This is a genomic window from Granulicella sp. S156 (genome assembly GCF_009766105.1).
In the GTDB taxonomy this organism is placed as follows: domain Bacteria; phylum Acidobacteriota; class Terriglobia; order Terriglobales; family Acidobacteriaceae; genus Granulicella.
Genome location: NZ_LMUH01000009.1, coordinates 1 through 15,306, shown reverse-complemented (window position 1 = coordinate 15,306; position 15,306 = coordinate 1). Strand labels below are relative to the sequence as shown.

The following is a 15,306-nucleotide window of genomic DNA, read 5'->3' as shown; positions in this document are numbered from 1 at the left end:
TGGGAGTAGATGAAATAAGGGCGGCAGCTTTCGCCGCCGCCCCTGGGTTGGTTCCGGTTTGCCGGTTAGAACGAGACTCGACCATAGAGTTGGATCTGTCTGCCACCGACCGTTGTGCTGGTGATATTAGCAGTCGCTCCAGGCCCGATGGCATTGTTTCCAGGCTGGCCGAAGCTGGCGTGGTTGAAGACGTTTCCAGCATCTGCGCGGAACAGAAGCTTCACTCCGCGGGATGGCCAGACGTCAAACGATTTGCCCAGAGAAGCCGCTATGTTCACAACTCCAGGACCATAGACGGTGTTCCTGAGGAAGTTGCCATAGGTGTACGGAGCCGGCACTGCCAGAGCACTGATGTTGTACCACTCCCTGAGGCGGGACTTCGTGCTGCCGGGCAGATTGACATTGCCAATCAGATTCGCCTCCTGGGTATACGAGCCGGACTGGTTGTTCGAGCTGTTGTTGCCACCTGTCGTGATGCCCATGGGGTTGCCACCTTCAACCACCCATACGCCGGAGGCCTGCCATCCGCCCAGCACTTCGTCCAGCAACAGGTTCTTGTTCAGGAACTGCTTTCCTCTGCCAAAAGGAAGCTCGTAGATGGCCTGCCCTTTGAACATGTTCCGGATGTCGAAGTTGCTGTTGGAGTAGTTGTCAGAGGGTTTGAACGCGTTCTGGTAGTTCTGGTAACCCTCTCGAGAGCCCCAGCCGGACGAGTCCAGATCATCCATGAAGTGCGACCAGGTGTAGTTGACGTTGAACTGAAAACCCTGGATCAGGCGCTTGGTTACCTGCACCTGCAGAGCGTTGTAGTTGGAGATAGCATTGTTGGTGCTTCCCGTAATCGTATTGAATAGCGGATATGGTTTATTCCCGAGGTCATTGGCACTGAGCTGACTTTCAGGAACCTGGTTGATGTCCACCGGGAAGCTCAGATCGGCTCCATGGTTACCCACATATGTGATCGTAGCCACATAGTTCTGACCTAACTGGTTTTCCAACGACAGATTCCATTGGTAGTTCCTAGGCAGGGGCGTGTGGTTCTGGTTGTAATTTGTGTCCTGACCATTGCGCGCATCGGCAGTGGTCGGCGCCGTCAGATACGCGGCATTTGGCGACAAGGTATTGAAGTTCGTGCCGTTGGCGACGACACCGCAGCCGGGGTCAGTAGTATCGGGGGAGTTGCCGTTGCTGTCGATCTGCGCGATCGGGCAGATGCCGCTGGTTGTGTCGTTGACATTGCCGCTGCTGCCAAAGGCAGCTCCCATGCCGGAGCCATAGGTATCGAGGCTGAGAGTTGAGGTATAGATACCCCAGCCGCCACGAAGGACGGTATTTCTGATGGGTTGCCAGCTAAAGCCAACGCGTGGGAGCCAGATGTTGTAGTCCGGCGCAATCAGTTGGCCGCGGCCATTGGCCTTGCTGAAGCCGTACCACATGGCACCAAGGCCACCGGCGGGATTTGCCACGGTGGGATCGAAGACCGTCTCATTGCCCTTGACCTCGTTCCAGCCGGTGTGGATCTGATAGCGCAGACCGAGGTTGACGGTGAGGTTGGAACGCAACTTGTAGTCGTCCTGCAGGAACAGTTGCGGGCTCTTGGTCCGGGCGCCATACTCCGGCGTCACACTGGCGCTGTAGCTGTTCATCTGGCCGAGCAGAAAGTCTGCATACGCGAAGCCGTCTCCTGTGCCGGCTGTCGCCGTAATCTGGCCGCCCGAGGCGGTGTACTGACCGTTGAAGCTCGGGGTGCCTGGGTTCAGATAGTTATATTGTGTGGAATCGGCGAGGCTGATCAGGAACTCGCCGCCGAAGTGCAGGACGTGGTTGCCACGAATCAGCGTGATCACGTCGGAAGGATCGTAAACGAACTCCTTGTAGATAAATGGGCTGGTATTGCCGGTACTAAAGCCCTGCATCTGGCTACCGAAAGAGAATTGTGGGATCACATCCGCTTTGGCTAACTGGTACCCCAGCTTGGCCGTGTAGCCCTTGCCCTGGGTCGACGGGCTAAAGAAGTTCAACTGATCGGTAAAGCCGAAGCGCGCTTCGTTCTGGAATGTTGAACTGAAACTCCAAACATCCGAGATCTGAGCGTTTTCACGGCTTACGTCTTCGGTTTCGCAGTTGAGGGGACAGACATCCTGTCCGTAATTGATCCCCGGGTTGTCGCTCTCCGTCTGCGAGATGGTGAGCCGGTTCTTGGAGTTGATGTCGTAATCCAGGCGGCCGAAGTACTTGGTAAAGGGATTAATGCTGGGGGCGCTATACGCATAGTTGTTGGTGACAACGCCCTGGACGATCGCCGAGGCGCCAACATTGGAGGGCTGCTGTACCGCGTTGTTGCCAAAGGTCTGCAGAAGGGTCTGGAAGTTCTGCGAGACTGGGTTGATCATGCTGGCTGGGATGCGGTTGCCATTGTGATACTCGTCCGCGAAGGACTGGCGGATGACGCAGGGGCACTGCTGGGTGACCGGATTGCCGCCAGCGACCGTATACGTGTGGCTACCGGTGTATTGAATCGTCTGCGTGGTGGGATCGTAGATCGTGGGCATTCCGGGAGCGGTAAAGTCACCGTTCGCCATGGCCGCGTTCTGCCCGAGCGGCAGTGTCTCATGGCCGATACTTGAGCTGTTGTTGATGGTCTTGTCGAAGTCGAAATAAAAGAAGAGCTTGTGCGGGATCACCGGGCCGCCAATGGAAAAGCCGTAGTTGTTGTACCGCAACTTGGGCAGCGTCACGCCGAGAGTGCCGAACTCATACGGGTTGGCGTTGAGGGCGTCGTTGGCGAAGTACTCGTATCCAACACCATGGAACTGGCTGGCGCCGCCCTTGGTGATTTGGTTGTAGACGATACCGCCCAGGCCATACTGCGCCGAGAAGCCGTTGGTGCTGATCTTGACCTCGGCGGTCGTCTCAAAGATCGTGACGTCCGAGTTCTGGCTCATCGGCAGCGTCGTGGTGGCGCCATCGGCCAGCATGCTCTCGAAGGGCAGGTTGCCATTGATGGCCGCTACCTGACCTGGGTCAGAGGCGCTGCTGGCGTTCTCGGGAGCGCCAGCGGCTCCGGGCAGCAGTACGGTGAAGATCTCCCAGTCCGCACCCAGATTGGTCTGGGGAAGTTGCGACATGACCTCGGAGGATAGCGTAGCCTCCTGCGAGCCGGTCTCGGTATTCAACAGCGGCACATCCGTGGTTACCACCACCTCCTGCGTCGAGCCTGCCTTCAGTTGCGCATCGATGGTCTGAACGGAGACGTCCAGCGAAATCGGACCGCGCACAAACGTTCCGAACCCGGTCCTGGTAAAGGTCAGCAGGTAGTGATCCGGCGTGATCGAACCTGTATCGTATAGGCCGGCTCCATTGGTGACGTAGGTCTTGACGACACCCTTGTCCACATCCTTGACCTGAACCGTTACTCCGGGAATTACAGCCCCTGTGGTGTCTGTCACGGTGCCGCGAAGGTCACCCGAGTTTGTATTCTGCGCCTTAGCCGTGAGAGCCGGCCACAACAGGGTCACCAGAGCAATAGCCAGAAATACTTTGCTGCGTGCTTCTGTTCCATTCATTGCCTCACACTGCCTATCCGCTTGCTCCAGCCCAAAGCTGGCGCGAATCCACTGCTTCATGTTGCCTCCAAAAATGCTTTCGATTGCCTGCGCTATCCAGCGCTTTTTCGTTCATGTCTTGAGCCGCGCGCTGACATTCAGCACCGAAGCCCTTACTGTTTGATCGCACACCAAAGGGCCCGCAGAGCTTCTTCCTTCGTTTTGAGCGCAGACCGGCAACTCCGCTAAAGGACAGGAACCTTCCTCGAGCAGCCCCTAACGCAAACTTGTAAGACAACCGTTTATCTAGACATTATGAGAGTGTGTCTGTCGATCGCTGCGAATGAAAACAAATCGGGAAGGTGATTGTCAAACGAAATTTTCAACCCGTTCATCCCAAGACAAGCCTTTGTCTTGATTTTGTCTTCATTTTGTCTTGATTCTGTCGACGGCTTTAGCCAGAGAAGAAGTCGTCACCAGAGCGTGTCATCCAATACATGGCGATCGTATGAGAGGAAAGGCATGCGTCATCTTCAGGAATGTTCAAGCGGATGAAAAAGGCAATTCATTCGTTGCTGCTGCGCCTCCACTCTGGCACTTCGACTACGCTCAGGGCAGAGCGGTGCGGACCTTTGGCCCGGCTTTTTACGGCCTGGTTGAAACCGGGCCCTTCCGATTTTTGCTACAAAAAAATTTGTGCGCTACGCGAGAGAATTTGATGACATGTCAGCTGGAACGTACTTCCTCATCCTGAAAATTTGTGGCCGAGTCTTCTTTTCGATTGCATTCGCTTCATTTCTTCGCTATAAACGAACTTATGGCGGAACATAGCTATCTCGGCGAGTTTGAGCTGATGATTCTCCTTACGATTCTTCGTTTGGGAGATGAGGCTTACGGGGTTCCTCTCTCCAGGGAACTGTCGCTCTCGCGTGGGCGGCGCGTTTCGGTCGGAAGCGTCTATGCCGCACTGGACCGGCTGGAGAGCAAGGGCTTGATCGCGTCCAGCCTGGGCGACGCAACACCGGAACGCGGAGGCAGGGCCAAGCGGTACTTTCGGCTCACGGAGCAGGGACTTCGCTCTATTCATGAAACTCGCAGCGTTCTCAACAAACTGTGGAAGTCACTCCCAACGCCGGAGGAACTCGCATGAAAGCAGGAACGATGGTTGCGCTCGCGATCTGGTCCCTGGAGCACTTGACCTTTGGCTGCGATCACGAGGCGTTGTGTGGCGATCTGCTCGAAGAGCTGCAATCAGGCCGGTCAAGCATCTGGTTCTGGCGTGAGGTTCTGATGGCCATCGGGATCAGCGCCTACCAAAGAATCTATCAAGGGGCCAGGCCCTATGCGCTGCCGCTGGTCTTCTCCGCGGGATGGAGCGCCTTGTATCCCGCGTGGAGGTTACTTGCAGCGAGCCGGTTCTCTGCCGCAATACCCGATTATCGGGTGGCGTGGCCATACTCCTCATTCCAGGAGATTGCGCGAGGAGTCGGGCCAGCAGTCACGTTTGTCTGGCTAGGGTTTCTGGTCTTTTTACTGTTACGCCGAGAAACGATCTCTCAACTCTCAAGCTTCAGGCTTTTTCAAGGTCTGTCCGCGAGTCTCGATGTGCTCTTTCTGGCTACACTCGGATTGATAGCGTATCTGCGGCATCCGGCAATCGAGCTGCAGAGCGTGACGCGCGACGATTTCTATACCCTGCATCCTGTCTTCGGCGTCAGCATCCCCCTCGCCGCAAGCATCTTTGTGGCTATCTGGTTTGTGCTGCCGCGTACCCAGCGGCCCCCACGCAGGCGCCGTCTATCGCGGGCGTGGCTGGCGAGAACGGCTTAGAGCGGTTTCACTAATCCGTACACGACACGATCCGTGAAACCGCTCTAGTCCTCCGAGGGGCGATCGATATGGTCGACGACGAGCACTTCGGCTGGCCCTTTCACCGGCTCCAACTTCAATCCCATCTGCTCCTGGATTGCCGTGAAGAGCGAAAGGCCCAGAGAGTCCGATAAGGACGCCGGGAGCGTCCGCCAAATACAATCACAGAGCGATGACGAAACGCTCTCCTATCCTTTTGATCCACGGCGGCGCGTGGGCTATGCCCGACGATGCCGTTGCCGCCCATGAGAACGGCATTCGCCATGCCCTGCGTGCGGGGTGGGATGCGCTGGCGCGCGGCGGTAGCTCTGTCGACGCAGTCGTAGCCGCCGTTACCGTGATGGAAGATGACGATACCTTCGACGCGGGGCGGGGATCCTTTCTGACGCGCGATGGCCGTGTGCAGCTCGATGCCCTGCTGATGAACGGCGCTAACCTGCGCACGGGGGGCGTGGCCTGCGTGGAGCGGCTGCGCAATCCGATCCAGGCGGCGCGGCTGGTGCTGGATCAGTCGCCGCATGTGTACTTTGTCGGGACAGGTGCGGAGAGGTTTGCGACACAGCATGGTATGCGGCTGGTCGATAACACCGAACTGATCGTCCCGCGCGAGCGCGAGCGGCTGATGGCCTTTCAGCGCGCCGAGGCTGCGGGCGGGCGGGATACGACGTTCAGCGGCGATGATGTTGCCGCCGATGCCGATGCGATGACCGCGGCGGTGCGGACGCTGCCGGAGGAGTTTCAGGTGGTGGATCCGACGCTGCACTCCCATGACACGGTGGGCGCAGTGGCGATCGATGCGGACGGTAATCTCGCCGCGGGAACCTCGACCGGCGGAACGCTCTCGAAGGCTCCGGGGCGCGTGGGCGACAGCTCCCTGATCGGCTGCGGATGCTATGCCGATAATGAGAGCGCGGCGGTGTCGCTGACGGGCTGGGGCGAGCCGATCATGAAGCTGGTGCTGGGCAAGTGGGCGGTGGACCGCGTCGCCGCAGGAGCCACACCCCAGCAGGCGGCGAGTGAGGCGATTGCGTATCTGTTTAAGCGGCTGGGTGGGCATGGCGGCATCATTCTGATGGGACCGGATGGCTCGGTGGGTCTCGCGCACAATACGCCGCGCATGGCGTGGGGTTTGGCGACGAGCGAGGGACAGCAGCTGGGGGTTACGCGGAACGAATGAGCGCGGAACTCTTCAACGAACCGATCGAGCAGGCGACTCCGCCGCGACGTCCCCTTACGCCTGAGGAGGCTGACAGACTGCCGCATATCCATCGCCTGCTGCTGGGGCACTATGGACAGCCCGCGCCGCGTGAGCCGTGGGACCCGCTGACGCAGTTCATCTACTCGCTGCTGAGCTCGCGCACTAAGACTCCGTCCGCGCACCAGGTGATGCGTGACCTGGTGCGCTACTTCCCCGCCTGGCCCGGCAACTGGGAGGCGGTACGTGACGCCACTGTTCCAGAACTCGAGCGCGCGATTGCCGTGGTTACATTTCCTGAGGTGAAGGCTCCGAGACTGAAGGCTGCGCTCATGGGCATCACCGAGCGCTATGGCTCGCTGACGCTGGACTTTCTGGCGCGCTATCGCACGGATAAGATTCGCGCGTGGCTGGAGCAGTTCGAGGGTATAGGGCCGCAGGTGTCGGCGGCGGTGGTGAACTTCAGCACGCTGCGGCGGCGAGCGATCTCGATCGATGCGAACCACTTGCGCGTGGTGCAAAGGCTATGTGTTGTTCCACGGGCAGACACGGCGATCACCGAAGAACGCTTGATGCGCCTCGTGCCCGAGACCTGGGATGCGGAGATGCTCGACGAGCACCACTCGTTGGTGAAGCTGCATGGACAGACGCTGTGCACGTTCTCCGAACCGAAGTGCGAGGCTTGTCCTCTGCTGAATATCTGTCCGACGGGAAAGCGGAATGTGGGAGAGTTGAAGCTGGTCCCATAAATTTACCGTCTTGCTCTTAGGTTTAGACAACAACCGCCTTACTTGGATTGGCAGGGTCCACGATCACTTGCAACTCCATACCCGGAGGCGCTCCTGCATAGGCCAGCAGTATCACTTTTGTAGTGTCGCCGGTTGGCAGGCGGACGGTCACCTCGTATTGCGGCACATAGTTCACCATCAACCCTGTTTTGCTGGAAGAGATCACAGTGGCCGTCATCCGCACCCCTGTTCGCCGTATGCCCCGATCACGCAGTGCTCTCATAGCGCTCGGCCCAAAGCCCACCAGAAAAATGCTGGGAAGGAGGATCATCAAACCTAAGGGAAATAAGATGCCCTGAAGGGTGACACCCCAGGCCTGGTGCGCAGGCTCTGCGAGGGCGTTTGAAGCTATGGTGAAGTCTCGTTGAGCTCTATCTGCCGACTGGGTAAGTTCTATCCCGGATGAAGTAGAGTCGCCGCCAACAAGTGAACTTTGTATCGATTTCTTTGCCTCGGCCAGGTCCTCGACATTTCTTGCGTACGCATCCAGCGCACCTTCGGCGTGGTTATTGGCATGCCTTCCATTTTCAGATTCAAAGAGAGGAACGAAACGTTCTGCCTGGTTAAGGTGCTGTCGCGCTGTAGCTAGTGCCGGGTCTGTCTTTCCGCTGAGTTTGCCCGCTGCGGCCTGAGCCTGCAGACTCCGATACTCCTGCAGTACAGGTATCAACGCCTTGCGCAGGCCACTGTTTGCGGCTTGTGCTGGATCGTCTGACAGGTAGAAGGGACTGAAGATGCAGGCAAAGAAGAGTACTAAAAGCACTACAAAGAAAACTGCCTGCTTACCCTTCATCGTGTCCCCCCTCACAGTATTTCAGTCTGCTCTATAGATATGGAATTTATAAACAGGTCTGCAAAGACGAAACCGAGTGACAACGCAATGCTCCCTTAAGAATTGCGGGATTTTGAAGACATTGAGGCGTCGCTCCAATCGAAACTTGCGCTAAAGGGTACATAACTCGGCACATATTTCGCCAAATTGAACGTCTGTTATTGCTCTTATTACGGTGCATTCGCATTTGGCTGGCAATCTTTAGGCAGAACTAACCATGTCATAGCCGCCAGGAGCGACCATGCAGCCGCATTCAAAAGTCTCGACGAACTGGAAGCAGCCGCTAGCCACTACAGCCTTTACGACAGGCGTTTCGCTCCACAGCCATACGAGCTGTTCGGAGGAGACGCTGGGTTTCATCCACGCGATGGGATTGGCGCTGCCCGGAGTGGGCCGCGTTGTGGCTCACTATGAGAAGAAGGCCTACAACCTCTACGGAGTGAAGCTGGACTTCGACCGCGCCAACTGGCGTCCGCCGCTACAGCCGCGCATGGCGTACGACCTTGAGGCCAAACAGATTCAACGGCTTGGACTGTATCCGCTGGTCTCGATCACGGACCACGACACACTCGAAGGCACCCTGCTGCTGCGGGCTGTGCCCTCGTCGCGGCACATTCCTATGTCGGTCGAGTGGTCTGCGCCCTACGGACAGACGGTGTTTCATCTCGGCATTCACAACCTGCCCAGCGGCAGCGGCACGGAGTGGATGAGCCGCTTCGAGGCCTATACCGTAGCTCCGAACGACGCCAGGCTGATCGAGCTGCTGCGCGAACTGCATGAGCAACCGAATGTCCTGATCGTGTTCAACCACCCACTCTGGGACCTGCACAAGAAGGGTCCGGTGCACGTGAGCGAGATGCTGCGGTTCCTGAGCGAGGTGGGCAACTGCATCCACGCCCTGGAGCTGAACGGGCTGCGCCATGCGCAGGAGAACCGCGAAGTCGGCCGCCTGTGCCGCGAACTCGGGTACCTGCTGATCTCGGGCGGCGACCGGCACGGGCTGGAGCCAAACGCAAACGTCAACCTGACAACAGCGACCAACTTCAACGATTTCGTCGAAGAGATCCGCGTTGAGGGCCGCAGCCATGTCCACTTCATGGACCAGTACCAGCAGCGCTGGGAGCAGCGCATTGTGCAGTCCACGCTGAATGCTGTCACCGACTTCCCGCAGTTTCTCCCTGGCTGGCAGAAGTGGGACGATCGCGTCTTCCACCCGGATCAAAACGGCGAGATGCGGCAGTTGAGCCAGCTCTGGGTTGGCGGCACACCGCCGCCCGCGATCATGACGGCGATCAAACTGGTGCGTCTGTTCGGCAAGCGTGGCGTCGCTGCCCCGCTCAGCCTGGCATTCCCCGGAGTCAACGATCTGCGGCAAGGGCTGGAGCTGGTTTAGAGCGGTATCAATGTCACTGGCCCTCTGAAAATGCTTGCGAATGCCATTTTTATTGGGAAAAAATGGCGTCAAGCCCTGTAGCACTGGGTACACTCACATTGATACCGCTCGAGCTTCAGCTCGAAGAACAAGCAACAGCTTGACGCAAAGGTCGCAAAGAAAAGAGCCAAGTTTCGCTACGGTACCCGTGGCGGAACTTGGCTTTCTTTGCGACCTTTGTGTGAGATAGCGGGTGTTCGTATCGGCAATGTTGTTGCCTGGAGCCCCTAGCCTTCAGGCTGTTCGCGTATGTCGATATGCGTGTGCGTGTAGGGGCGCTTGAAGAAGGTCGTCCAGAGATAGTTGATGGAGTACCTTGCGGCCATCGTCAACATGCCTTCCTTCTTGAGGCGGCGGGCGGAGGAGAACATCTTCAGGTCGAAGGTGAAACGGACTTCGCCGACATCGTTCAGGCGGCGCGCAATGTCGGTGTCCTCGCCGTAGAAGCTGATCGCAAGATTGAAGCCGCCGATCTCCTCCAGTGCCCAGCGAGCAGTGACGAAGTTGCCGCCCTGCACCATCGAACCCACGCGCAGGATGTAGCGGTTCATCGCATAAGTCGTCCATGCCGTCAGGTAGAAGACGTGGACGAGAATGCGCTGCCGTGGTGTGAGGTCGTAGTAGAGGATAGGACCGGAGTAGGCGGCCAGTGGGCGCTTACCGGATGGAACCTGGGCGTCAAAGGCGGAGAGAACGTTGGCGACCCAGCCGGGCGTGAGCCGCGAGTCGGAGTCGACGTTGGCGATGAGCTCGCCGGAGCTGGCGGCAAAGCCGGCCTGACGAGCGAAGGTGAGGCCCTTGCGCGGCTCGTCGACGACGATGACGCCGGGGTAACGGAGGGCGACTTCGCGAGTGGCATCGGTGCTGGCGTTGTTGACGACGATGATCTCGGTGAGGCTGTCGAGACCTTTGATCTGGTCGAGGATGGACTCCAGACACGCCGGCAGATAGGCTTCTTCGTTGTACGCAGGTATGACGAAGCTAAGTCGCATAACGACTACCGTACTGAAGGAATGTTGCAATCCGCTGAATTTTGCGGTGAGGTATCGAAAAGACTACCTGCTACGGGGTCACACTCAGGGTTACCGGGGTGGAGTGCGCCAGCGAGCCACTCGTGCCCGTTACGGTCAGGGTGTAACTGACGGCTGGGCCGGGCGGTATACCGCCGCTGCCGCAAGCAGTTATTCCGAAGGTTGCGGTCAGACCAACGCAGAGCAGGAGCAGAGTCAGCAAGCGAGTTCGCAGCTTGCGGCGCATCCCCAATAACGGCAACAAGAGGCAGGCGAAGATTGCCCCAAACGCGTCCTTGCCTGGAGAGTTCCAGCCACGTTGATGCTGCTCCGATGCCAAAGCGGCGTCCTCCACGACCAGTTGCGAACTCACCGTGCTCGTCCCAGGTGTGGTCGTCGCCGGGTTGAACTTTGCCGTAAAACCCGTAGGCAGGCCCGTTACCGAGAGCGTAATCAGGTTCGGGTAGTCTCCGGCCACGGGCGTAATCGCGAAGCTATAACTGGCGGTGGCGCTGCCGTCGTAGACGCCCTGAGAAGTGGAAGATGTGCTGGTTAGGGTGAAGCCTTCTTCGGTCTGCAGCCTCAAGACACGTTGGTTTTGGGTGTCCGCGATATAGAGGGTGTCGTTGCTGTCTACCGCTACGCCTGCCGGTAAATTCAAGCTGGTATTGATCACCACGACGCTTTGGGTATAGGGAATGCCGGGGGGCACTTCCTTCACGATGCGGTTGTTGTACGTGTCGGCGACATAGAGATTGCCGCTGCTATCCACCCCTACGCCATAGGGTGAATTCACTTCATCATGAACTACCACGATGCTTGTCTCATAACTATTACCGGATAGTGTTTCCATCAGAATGCTATTGTTTCCGGTATTGGTGATGTACACGTTGCCGCTGCTATCCACGGCTACGCCATAGGGATTGGATAAACCATCGAAAATTGGTAGCTCCTTATAGCCACTGCCTGACGGCGTCTCTTTATAAACGTCGTCGTTTCCTATATTGGGTATGGGTCCTTTACTGGTTATATAGAGGTTGCCATTTTTATCAACGGCCACTCCTTTAGGAGAAACCAGTTTGCTTCCTATGCTGCTTTGGCTATAGCTGCCGCCGGACAACGTCTCTTTCACCACGCGGTTGTTGCCACTGTCCGCGATGTAGAGATTGCCGCTGCTATCTACCGCTATCCCATAAGGATCGTTCAAGCCACTGGTCGGAAGAACGCTCGGGATATATATGCCACCCGACGGCGTCGCCTTCAATACCCGGCCGACGCTGTCAGTGATGTACACGTTGCCGCTGCTGTCCACGGCTACCCCTTGAGGAACAAAACCGCTATCTACGATGGTCGGTGTTTCCGTGGGGTCTGCAGCTTGTGCGTACATGGCCACAGGCGCCAACCCGACGAGGCAGAGTGCTATGAGTGCCAGCCAGCAGCGTGAGAGGCGCGGACCTGCATCGCTTTGCGAAGAATGCTGAGGAGAAGCGATCGCACAAGATAGGGACACGTCCTGATACCTCTTCGAGAAGCGGTGCTGCCGGAAAAACGCCTTCGTCGTGGCGCGATCTCCCTTTGTGCTGTTAAGTGTTCGTCGCCCAGTGTAGCAGCGATAGTTCGGTTCAACTGACCAAATGGATGCTGGGGGCGTTGGGAATGCAGGATCGAAAAGATCCTTGCAGGAATACGCAACACGGCGCGTCAATCACCAGAACTCTTAGAGAAACGGATTCACGACGAGCAACTCACCGAACCGCTGTCCGTGCTGCAGGTCTTCGGTGTACAGGATCTCGCACTTGGCTTCAAGTGCAGCAGCGACAATCAAGCAGTCATACCAACTTAGTTGGTAGCGATCTCTTATTTGCAGAGCTTCACTGCATAACGCCACGGACGATTGAACTGCAAGCAACCGCCGCAGAACGGATGAGAGATATTGCTGAGCATCGTTCGATGCCAATGGCGGATTGAACCGTTTAAAAGCAACGTTGAGGAATTCCTGCATCACCTGATAACTGATAATGCCCGTTCGCTGCTGTATTCCTTCAGCCACCAGCCTATCGGCTACTTGTGCTTTCCGCGGCTCCCTATTGTCGAAGGTATATGCCAGCACATTGGTATCGAGAAAATACCTAGCGCTCATTCATCTCATCTCGCGTATAAGGGCCAGTAGATCGGGCATAGCGCAGACGGGCCATCAAGGCTTCGTACTCTTGCGCAGCTCCATCTTGAAGCGCGTATTGAGACAGCCACTCGCGAAAAGCAATGTTCAGTGTCTTGTGCTGTAAACGAGCGACTGCACGAGCTTGCTCGATAAGGTTTTCGTCGGCTGTGAGCGTTATGTTCTTCACGAAAATAGTGTACACGTAATTCGTGTAAAATGGCATTTTCGTTCCTCGACAGCTAAAAACCCACCCGTTTATATCTCAAGCTGCGCTAAAAACACTCTCACCCAACAGCCCCACCATTGCGGAGAGCGGCAGGCCTACAACGTTGAAGTAGTCGCCTTCGATCCGGGGAATCCAGCGTGCGGCGTAGCCCTGGATGCCATAGGCTCCGGCCTTGTCCATGGCCTCTCCTGAAGCGAGATAGGTTGCGAGCTCTTCGTCCGTGAGGTCGCGGAAGACGACATCCGTTGTCTCCACGTGGATGCGATGCTCTGCTCCCTTCACCACGGCAAGGCCTGTGTATACCTGGTGGGTGCGGCCTGAGAGTAGGCGCAGCATGCGCTCGGCGTCGGCGTGGTCCTCGGGCTTGCCCAACACTTCGCCTTCCACCACAACGGTGGTGTCCGCGCCGAGCACGACCGCCTCGGGATTCAGCGCGGCTATTTTCTGTGCCTTTTCGAGAGCCAGACGCTGCACATAGTCCTTAGGCAGCTCGCTCGCGTGGAGGCTCTCGTCGATGTCCGCAGCGCGTACTTCGAACGTGTAGCCGGCCTTGGCCAGCAACTCGCGGCGGCGTGGGGAGCTTGATGCGAGGATGAGTTGGTTCATACGCCCCTTTGAATCTTGTTTGGGATCTATTGAAAACTCATGTTTATCGAATGTCTTTCGTCCTTGCCGTTGCTTGTTTTTCGTCGTCATCCTGAGCCATAGGCGAAGGACCCCCGCATTGTTGTCACCACAGATGCAAGGTGGGACAGAACCAAAGCTAGTGATGCGCTTGGCGTCTGTACCACCACAAATGCGGGGGTCCTTCAGCTACGCTTCAGGATGACGACGAAAAACAAGCAAAAGCAGCGGCAGGGCTCCAACAGACCTTATTGGAGCCGTTCCGTCGCGCTGCCGCTGAAGGGTTCGATGGAGATCTTTGCCTCCATCGTATGCGCTTCCTTCGGCTGCAGGGTGAGAGCGTTGTCGGCGGCGTTCGCGGTCTCGATGCAGGTCATGCTGCGCCAGCCTTCGGGAGGAAAGTCCGCCAACGTCGCCGCGACCTGCGACCAGGGGTTCCACACCACCGTGGTCTTCGAGCCCTGCTTGGCCACCACGATGCGGCGGCTGAGGTCGGGGTCCTCCAGCGTGACGGTTGCGGTGGTGTTAAGGTATGGCCGGTCGGTGGTCTGGTGCAGCGTCAACACGTCTTCGGTCTGGGTCTTGCGCTTGAAACTGTCGGTCTTGTCGAGGAACTCGGTGTGGCCCAGGCCGTAGATCCGCAGATGCTCCGGCTCGCCGACCGCGAAGTAAGTGTGCAGAGCCTCTTCAAAGTGCAGCGGCGTCTCCGCGTGGTTGACGACGCTGATCCGCATGGTCAGCGTGCTGCCGAGCACCAGCTCGTAGGCCACGCGGAAGTGGTCGAAGCCGAGCTTGCGGCTCTCGTCGCTGGGGCCGAGCGTCAGGGTCAGGTGCAGGTCTTTGTCGGAGAAGGCCGCGAGGGCGACCTGCCAGACCTCCGTCCGGGCGAAGCCGTGCATGGGGCCGTCGGTACGTGCGCCGGTGCGCTGGCCGAACCAGGGAAAGATGACCGGGACGCCGCCGCGAATCGCCTTGCCCTCGGCGAAGTTGGAGCGGTCGCTGAGAAACAGCACCGGCTTCTGCCCGGCGGGCTGCCAGTGCGCAAGATGCGCACCCTGGAGGTAAAGCGTCGCACTGCAGGCTTCGGTGGTGATCTGGGCGCAGAGGAGACCGCCTTTGCCCTCGGCAAAGACAAGGACCTGTGGAATGCCAAATTGGTCGTTGAGCTCGGTGAGTGTTTGCATCGATTGTGAGTGTAACTGGATGAGTGCAGGGTTTGCATGGCAGTTGCCGCGCATAATGCGCTTGACTGGGCGGTATTTATGGTGCGGACAGGAACGAAACGTGCCTTTTTAGCGTCGTCTGAGGGCTCGGGGTGTCAGTGGCCTGCTGATGAGTCAGGCTTTCAGCCCTCGGGACCCCTTTTTATGTTTCGTACCTGGGGCTGGTATGAGCCGCGCCTTTGGCGCTGAGATGGGTGGCACAGACGTGCCCTGAATCCTTTGGGTGCGCGAAAATTCCCAGACGGGCTTTGGGATTGAAAAGGTCCACACCATATCGGTGAACGAGAGGTTTCGGGGTCCTTCGACTGCGCGGCTCGCAAAATGCGCGAGCCGCTTCGCTCAGAGCGTGTGACTTTTTTGTTATTTGAGAGTTGGCAGTAGGTTTTAAACAGGGTGAGCAG

14 protein-coding genes are annotated in these 15,306 nt (G+C 57.8%); 5 read left to right on the top strand and 9 right to left on the bottom strand.

Translation table 11 applies throughout. The features are described 5' to 3' along the window. Nucleotides 1-65: 65 nt before the first annotated feature. Nucleotides 66-3,626, bottom strand: coding sequence for a carboxypeptidase-like regulatory domain-containing protein (locus GSQ91_RS07700; protein ID WP_158820794.1), 3,561 nt, complete (start codon nt 3,624-3,626; stop codon nt 66-68). 736 nt (nt 3,627-4,362) lie between these two features. Here GSQ91_RS07700 and GSQ91_RS07695 point away from each other — a divergent pair. Together GSQ91_RS07695 and GSQ91_RS07690 are read left to right on the top strand one after the other, a co-directional pair. Continuing rightward, complete coding sequence (locus GSQ91_RS07695) at nt 4,363-4,695, top strand: PadR family transcriptional regulator (protein ID WP_158820792.1); 333 nt, start codon at nt 4,363-4,365, stop codon at nt 4,693-4,695. Continuing rightward, on the top strand, nt 4,692-5,375 hold the full coding sequence (locus GSQ91_RS07690; protein WP_158820790.1) for a hypothetical protein: 684 nt from the start codon (nt 4,692-4,694) through the stop codon (nt 5,373-5,375). Before GSQ91_RS07695 ends, GSQ91_RS07690 begins: the two co-directional genes overlap by 4 nt. Before the next feature lie 44 nt (nt 5,376-5,419). Here the strand turns inward: GSQ91_RS07690 and GSQ91_RS26210 are convergent, their stop codons facing one another. Continuing rightward, nucleotides 5,420-5,572: a TIGR03435 family protein gene (locus GSQ91_RS26210; RefSeq protein WP_158821325.1), complete on the bottom strand. Its 153-nt coding sequence runs from the start codon at nt 5,570-5,572 to the stop codon at nt 5,420-5,422. A 14-nt stretch (nt 5,573-5,586) separates the two neighbouring features. Between GSQ91_RS26210 and GSQ91_RS07680 the strand changes: the two genes are divergently transcribed. Together GSQ91_RS07680 and nth are read left to right on the top strand one after the other, a co-directional pair. After that, nucleotides 5,587-6,591 carry an isoaspartyl peptidase/L-asparaginase gene (locus GSQ91_RS07680; protein WP_158820788.1) on the top strand — a complete coding sequence of 335 codons (1,005 nt, stop codon included), beginning with the start codon at nt 5,587-5,589 and terminating at the stop codon, nt 6,589-6,591. Then, the gene (nth, locus tag GSQ91_RS07675) at nt 6,588-7,358 is read left to right on the top strand and encodes an endonuclease III (protein ID WP_158820786.1); all 771 of its coding nucleotides are present in this window, start codon (nt 6,588-6,590) and stop codon (nt 7,356-7,358) included. The genes GSQ91_RS07680 and nth overlap by 4 nt, the downstream gene beginning before the upstream one ends. A gap of 22 nt (nt 7,359-7,380) precedes the next feature. On the opposite strand, the gene GSQ91_RS07670 is transcribed toward nth, so the two are convergent. Beyond that, nucleotides 7,381-8,190, bottom strand: a complete 810-nt coding sequence (locus tag GSQ91_RS07670) for a hypothetical protein (RefSeq protein ID WP_158820784.1) — start codon at nt 8,188-8,190, stop codon at nt 7,381-7,383. A 280-nt stretch (nt 8,191-8,470) separates the two neighbouring features. Between GSQ91_RS07670 and GSQ91_RS07665 the strand changes: the two genes are divergently transcribed. After that, nucleotides 8,471-9,622, top strand: a complete 1,152-nt coding sequence (locus GSQ91_RS07665; RefSeq protein ID WP_158820783.1) for a PHP domain-containing protein — start codon at nt 8,471-8,473, stop codon at nt 9,620-9,622. Nucleotides 9,623-9,888: 266 nt separating this feature from the next. Here GSQ91_RS07665 and GSQ91_RS07660 read toward each other — a convergent pair whose 3' ends face one another. The 6 genes from GSQ91_RS07660 to GSQ91_RS07635 form a co-directional block, all read right to left on the bottom strand. After that, the gene (locus GSQ91_RS07660) at nt 9,889-10,653 is read right to left on the bottom strand and encodes a glycosyltransferase family 2 protein (RefSeq protein ID WP_158820781.1); all 765 of its coding nucleotides are present in this window, start codon (nt 10,651-10,653) and stop codon (nt 9,889-9,891) included. Between the two features lie 70 nt (nt 10,654-10,723). Beyond that, the gene (locus GSQ91_RS07655; RefSeq protein ID WP_158820779.1) at nt 10,724-12,181 is read right to left on the bottom strand and encodes an NHL repeat-containing protein; all 1,458 of its coding nucleotides are present in this window, start codon (nt 12,179-12,181) and stop codon (nt 10,724-10,726) included. Between the two features lie 207 nt (nt 12,182-12,388). Next, the gene (locus GSQ91_RS07650; protein WP_158820777.1) at nt 12,389-12,811 is read right to left on the bottom strand and encodes a PIN domain-containing protein; all 423 of its coding nucleotides are present in this window, start codon (nt 12,809-12,811) and stop codon (nt 12,389-12,391) included. Continuing rightward, entirely contained in the window at nt 12,801-13,055 is a 255-nt protein-coding gene (locus tag GSQ91_RS07645; RefSeq protein ID WP_254064413.1) for a hypothetical protein, read from the bottom strand. Before GSQ91_RS07645 ends, GSQ91_RS07650 begins: the two co-directional genes overlap by 11 nt. Nucleotides 13,056-13,094: 39 nt before the next feature. Beyond that, the gene (locus tag GSQ91_RS07640) at nt 13,095-13,664 is read right to left on the bottom strand and encodes a nucleoside triphosphate pyrophosphatase (RefSeq protein ID WP_158820775.1); all 570 of its coding nucleotides are present in this window, start codon (nt 13,662-13,664) and stop codon (nt 13,095-13,097) included. A 266-nt stretch (nt 13,665-13,930) separates the two neighbouring features. After that, a complete protein-coding gene (locus GSQ91_RS07635) occupies nt 13,931-14,866 on the bottom strand; it encodes a D-hexose-6-phosphate mutarotase (protein ID WP_158820773.1) in 936 nt (311 codons plus the stop codon). Between the last annotated feature and the right edge of the window lie 440 nt (nt 14,867-15,306).

Excerpts from the sequence above, each read along its gene's own strand:
- GSQ91_RS07660 (WP_158820781.1), bottom strand. The coding sequence starts at position 10,653 with ATGCGACTTAGCTTCGTCATACCTGCGTACAACGAAGAAGCCTATCTG.
- GSQ91_RS07650 (WP_158820777.1), bottom strand. The coding sequence starts at position 12,811 with ATGAGCGCTAGGTATTTTCTCGATACCAATGTGCTGGCATATACCTTC.
- GSQ91_RS07635 (WP_158820773.1), bottom strand. The coding sequence starts at position 14,866 with ATGCAAACACTCACCGAGCTCAACGACCAATTTGGCATTCCACAGGTC.
- GSQ91_RS07665 (WP_158820783.1), top strand. The coding sequence starts at position 8,471 with ATGCAGCCGCATTCAAAAGTCTCGACGAACTGGAAGCAGCCGCTAGCC.
- GSQ91_RS07640 (WP_158820775.1), bottom strand. The coding sequence starts at position 13,664 with ATGAACCAACTCATCCTCGCATCAAGCTCCCCACGCCGCCGCGAGTTG.
- GSQ91_RS07690 (WP_158820790.1), top strand. The coding sequence starts at position 4,692 with ATGAAAGCAGGAACGATGGTTGCGCTCGCGATCTGGTCCCTGGAGCAC.
- nth (WP_158820786.1), top strand. The coding sequence starts at position 6,588 with ATGAGCGCGGAACTCTTCAACGAACCGATCGAGCAGGCGACTCCGCCG.
- GSQ91_RS07700 (WP_158820794.1), bottom strand. The coding sequence starts at position 3,626 with ATGAAGCAGTGGATTCGCGCCAGCTTTGGGCTGGAGCAAGCGGATAGG.
- GSQ91_RS07680 (WP_158820788.1), top strand. The coding sequence starts at position 5,587 with ATGACGAAACGCTCTCCTATCCTTTTGATCCACGGCGGCGCGTGGGCT.
- GSQ91_RS07645 (WP_254064413.1), bottom strand. The coding sequence starts at position 13,055 with ATGCCATTTTACACGAATTACGTGTACACTATTTTCGTGAAGAACATA.
- GSQ91_RS07695 (WP_158820792.1), top strand. The coding sequence starts at position 4,363 with ATGGCGGAACATAGCTATCTCGGCGAGTTTGAGCTGATGATTCTCCTT.
- GSQ91_RS07670 (WP_158820784.1), bottom strand. The coding sequence starts at position 8,190 with ATGAAGGGTAAGCAGGCAGTTTTCTTTGTAGTGCTTTTAGTACTCTTC.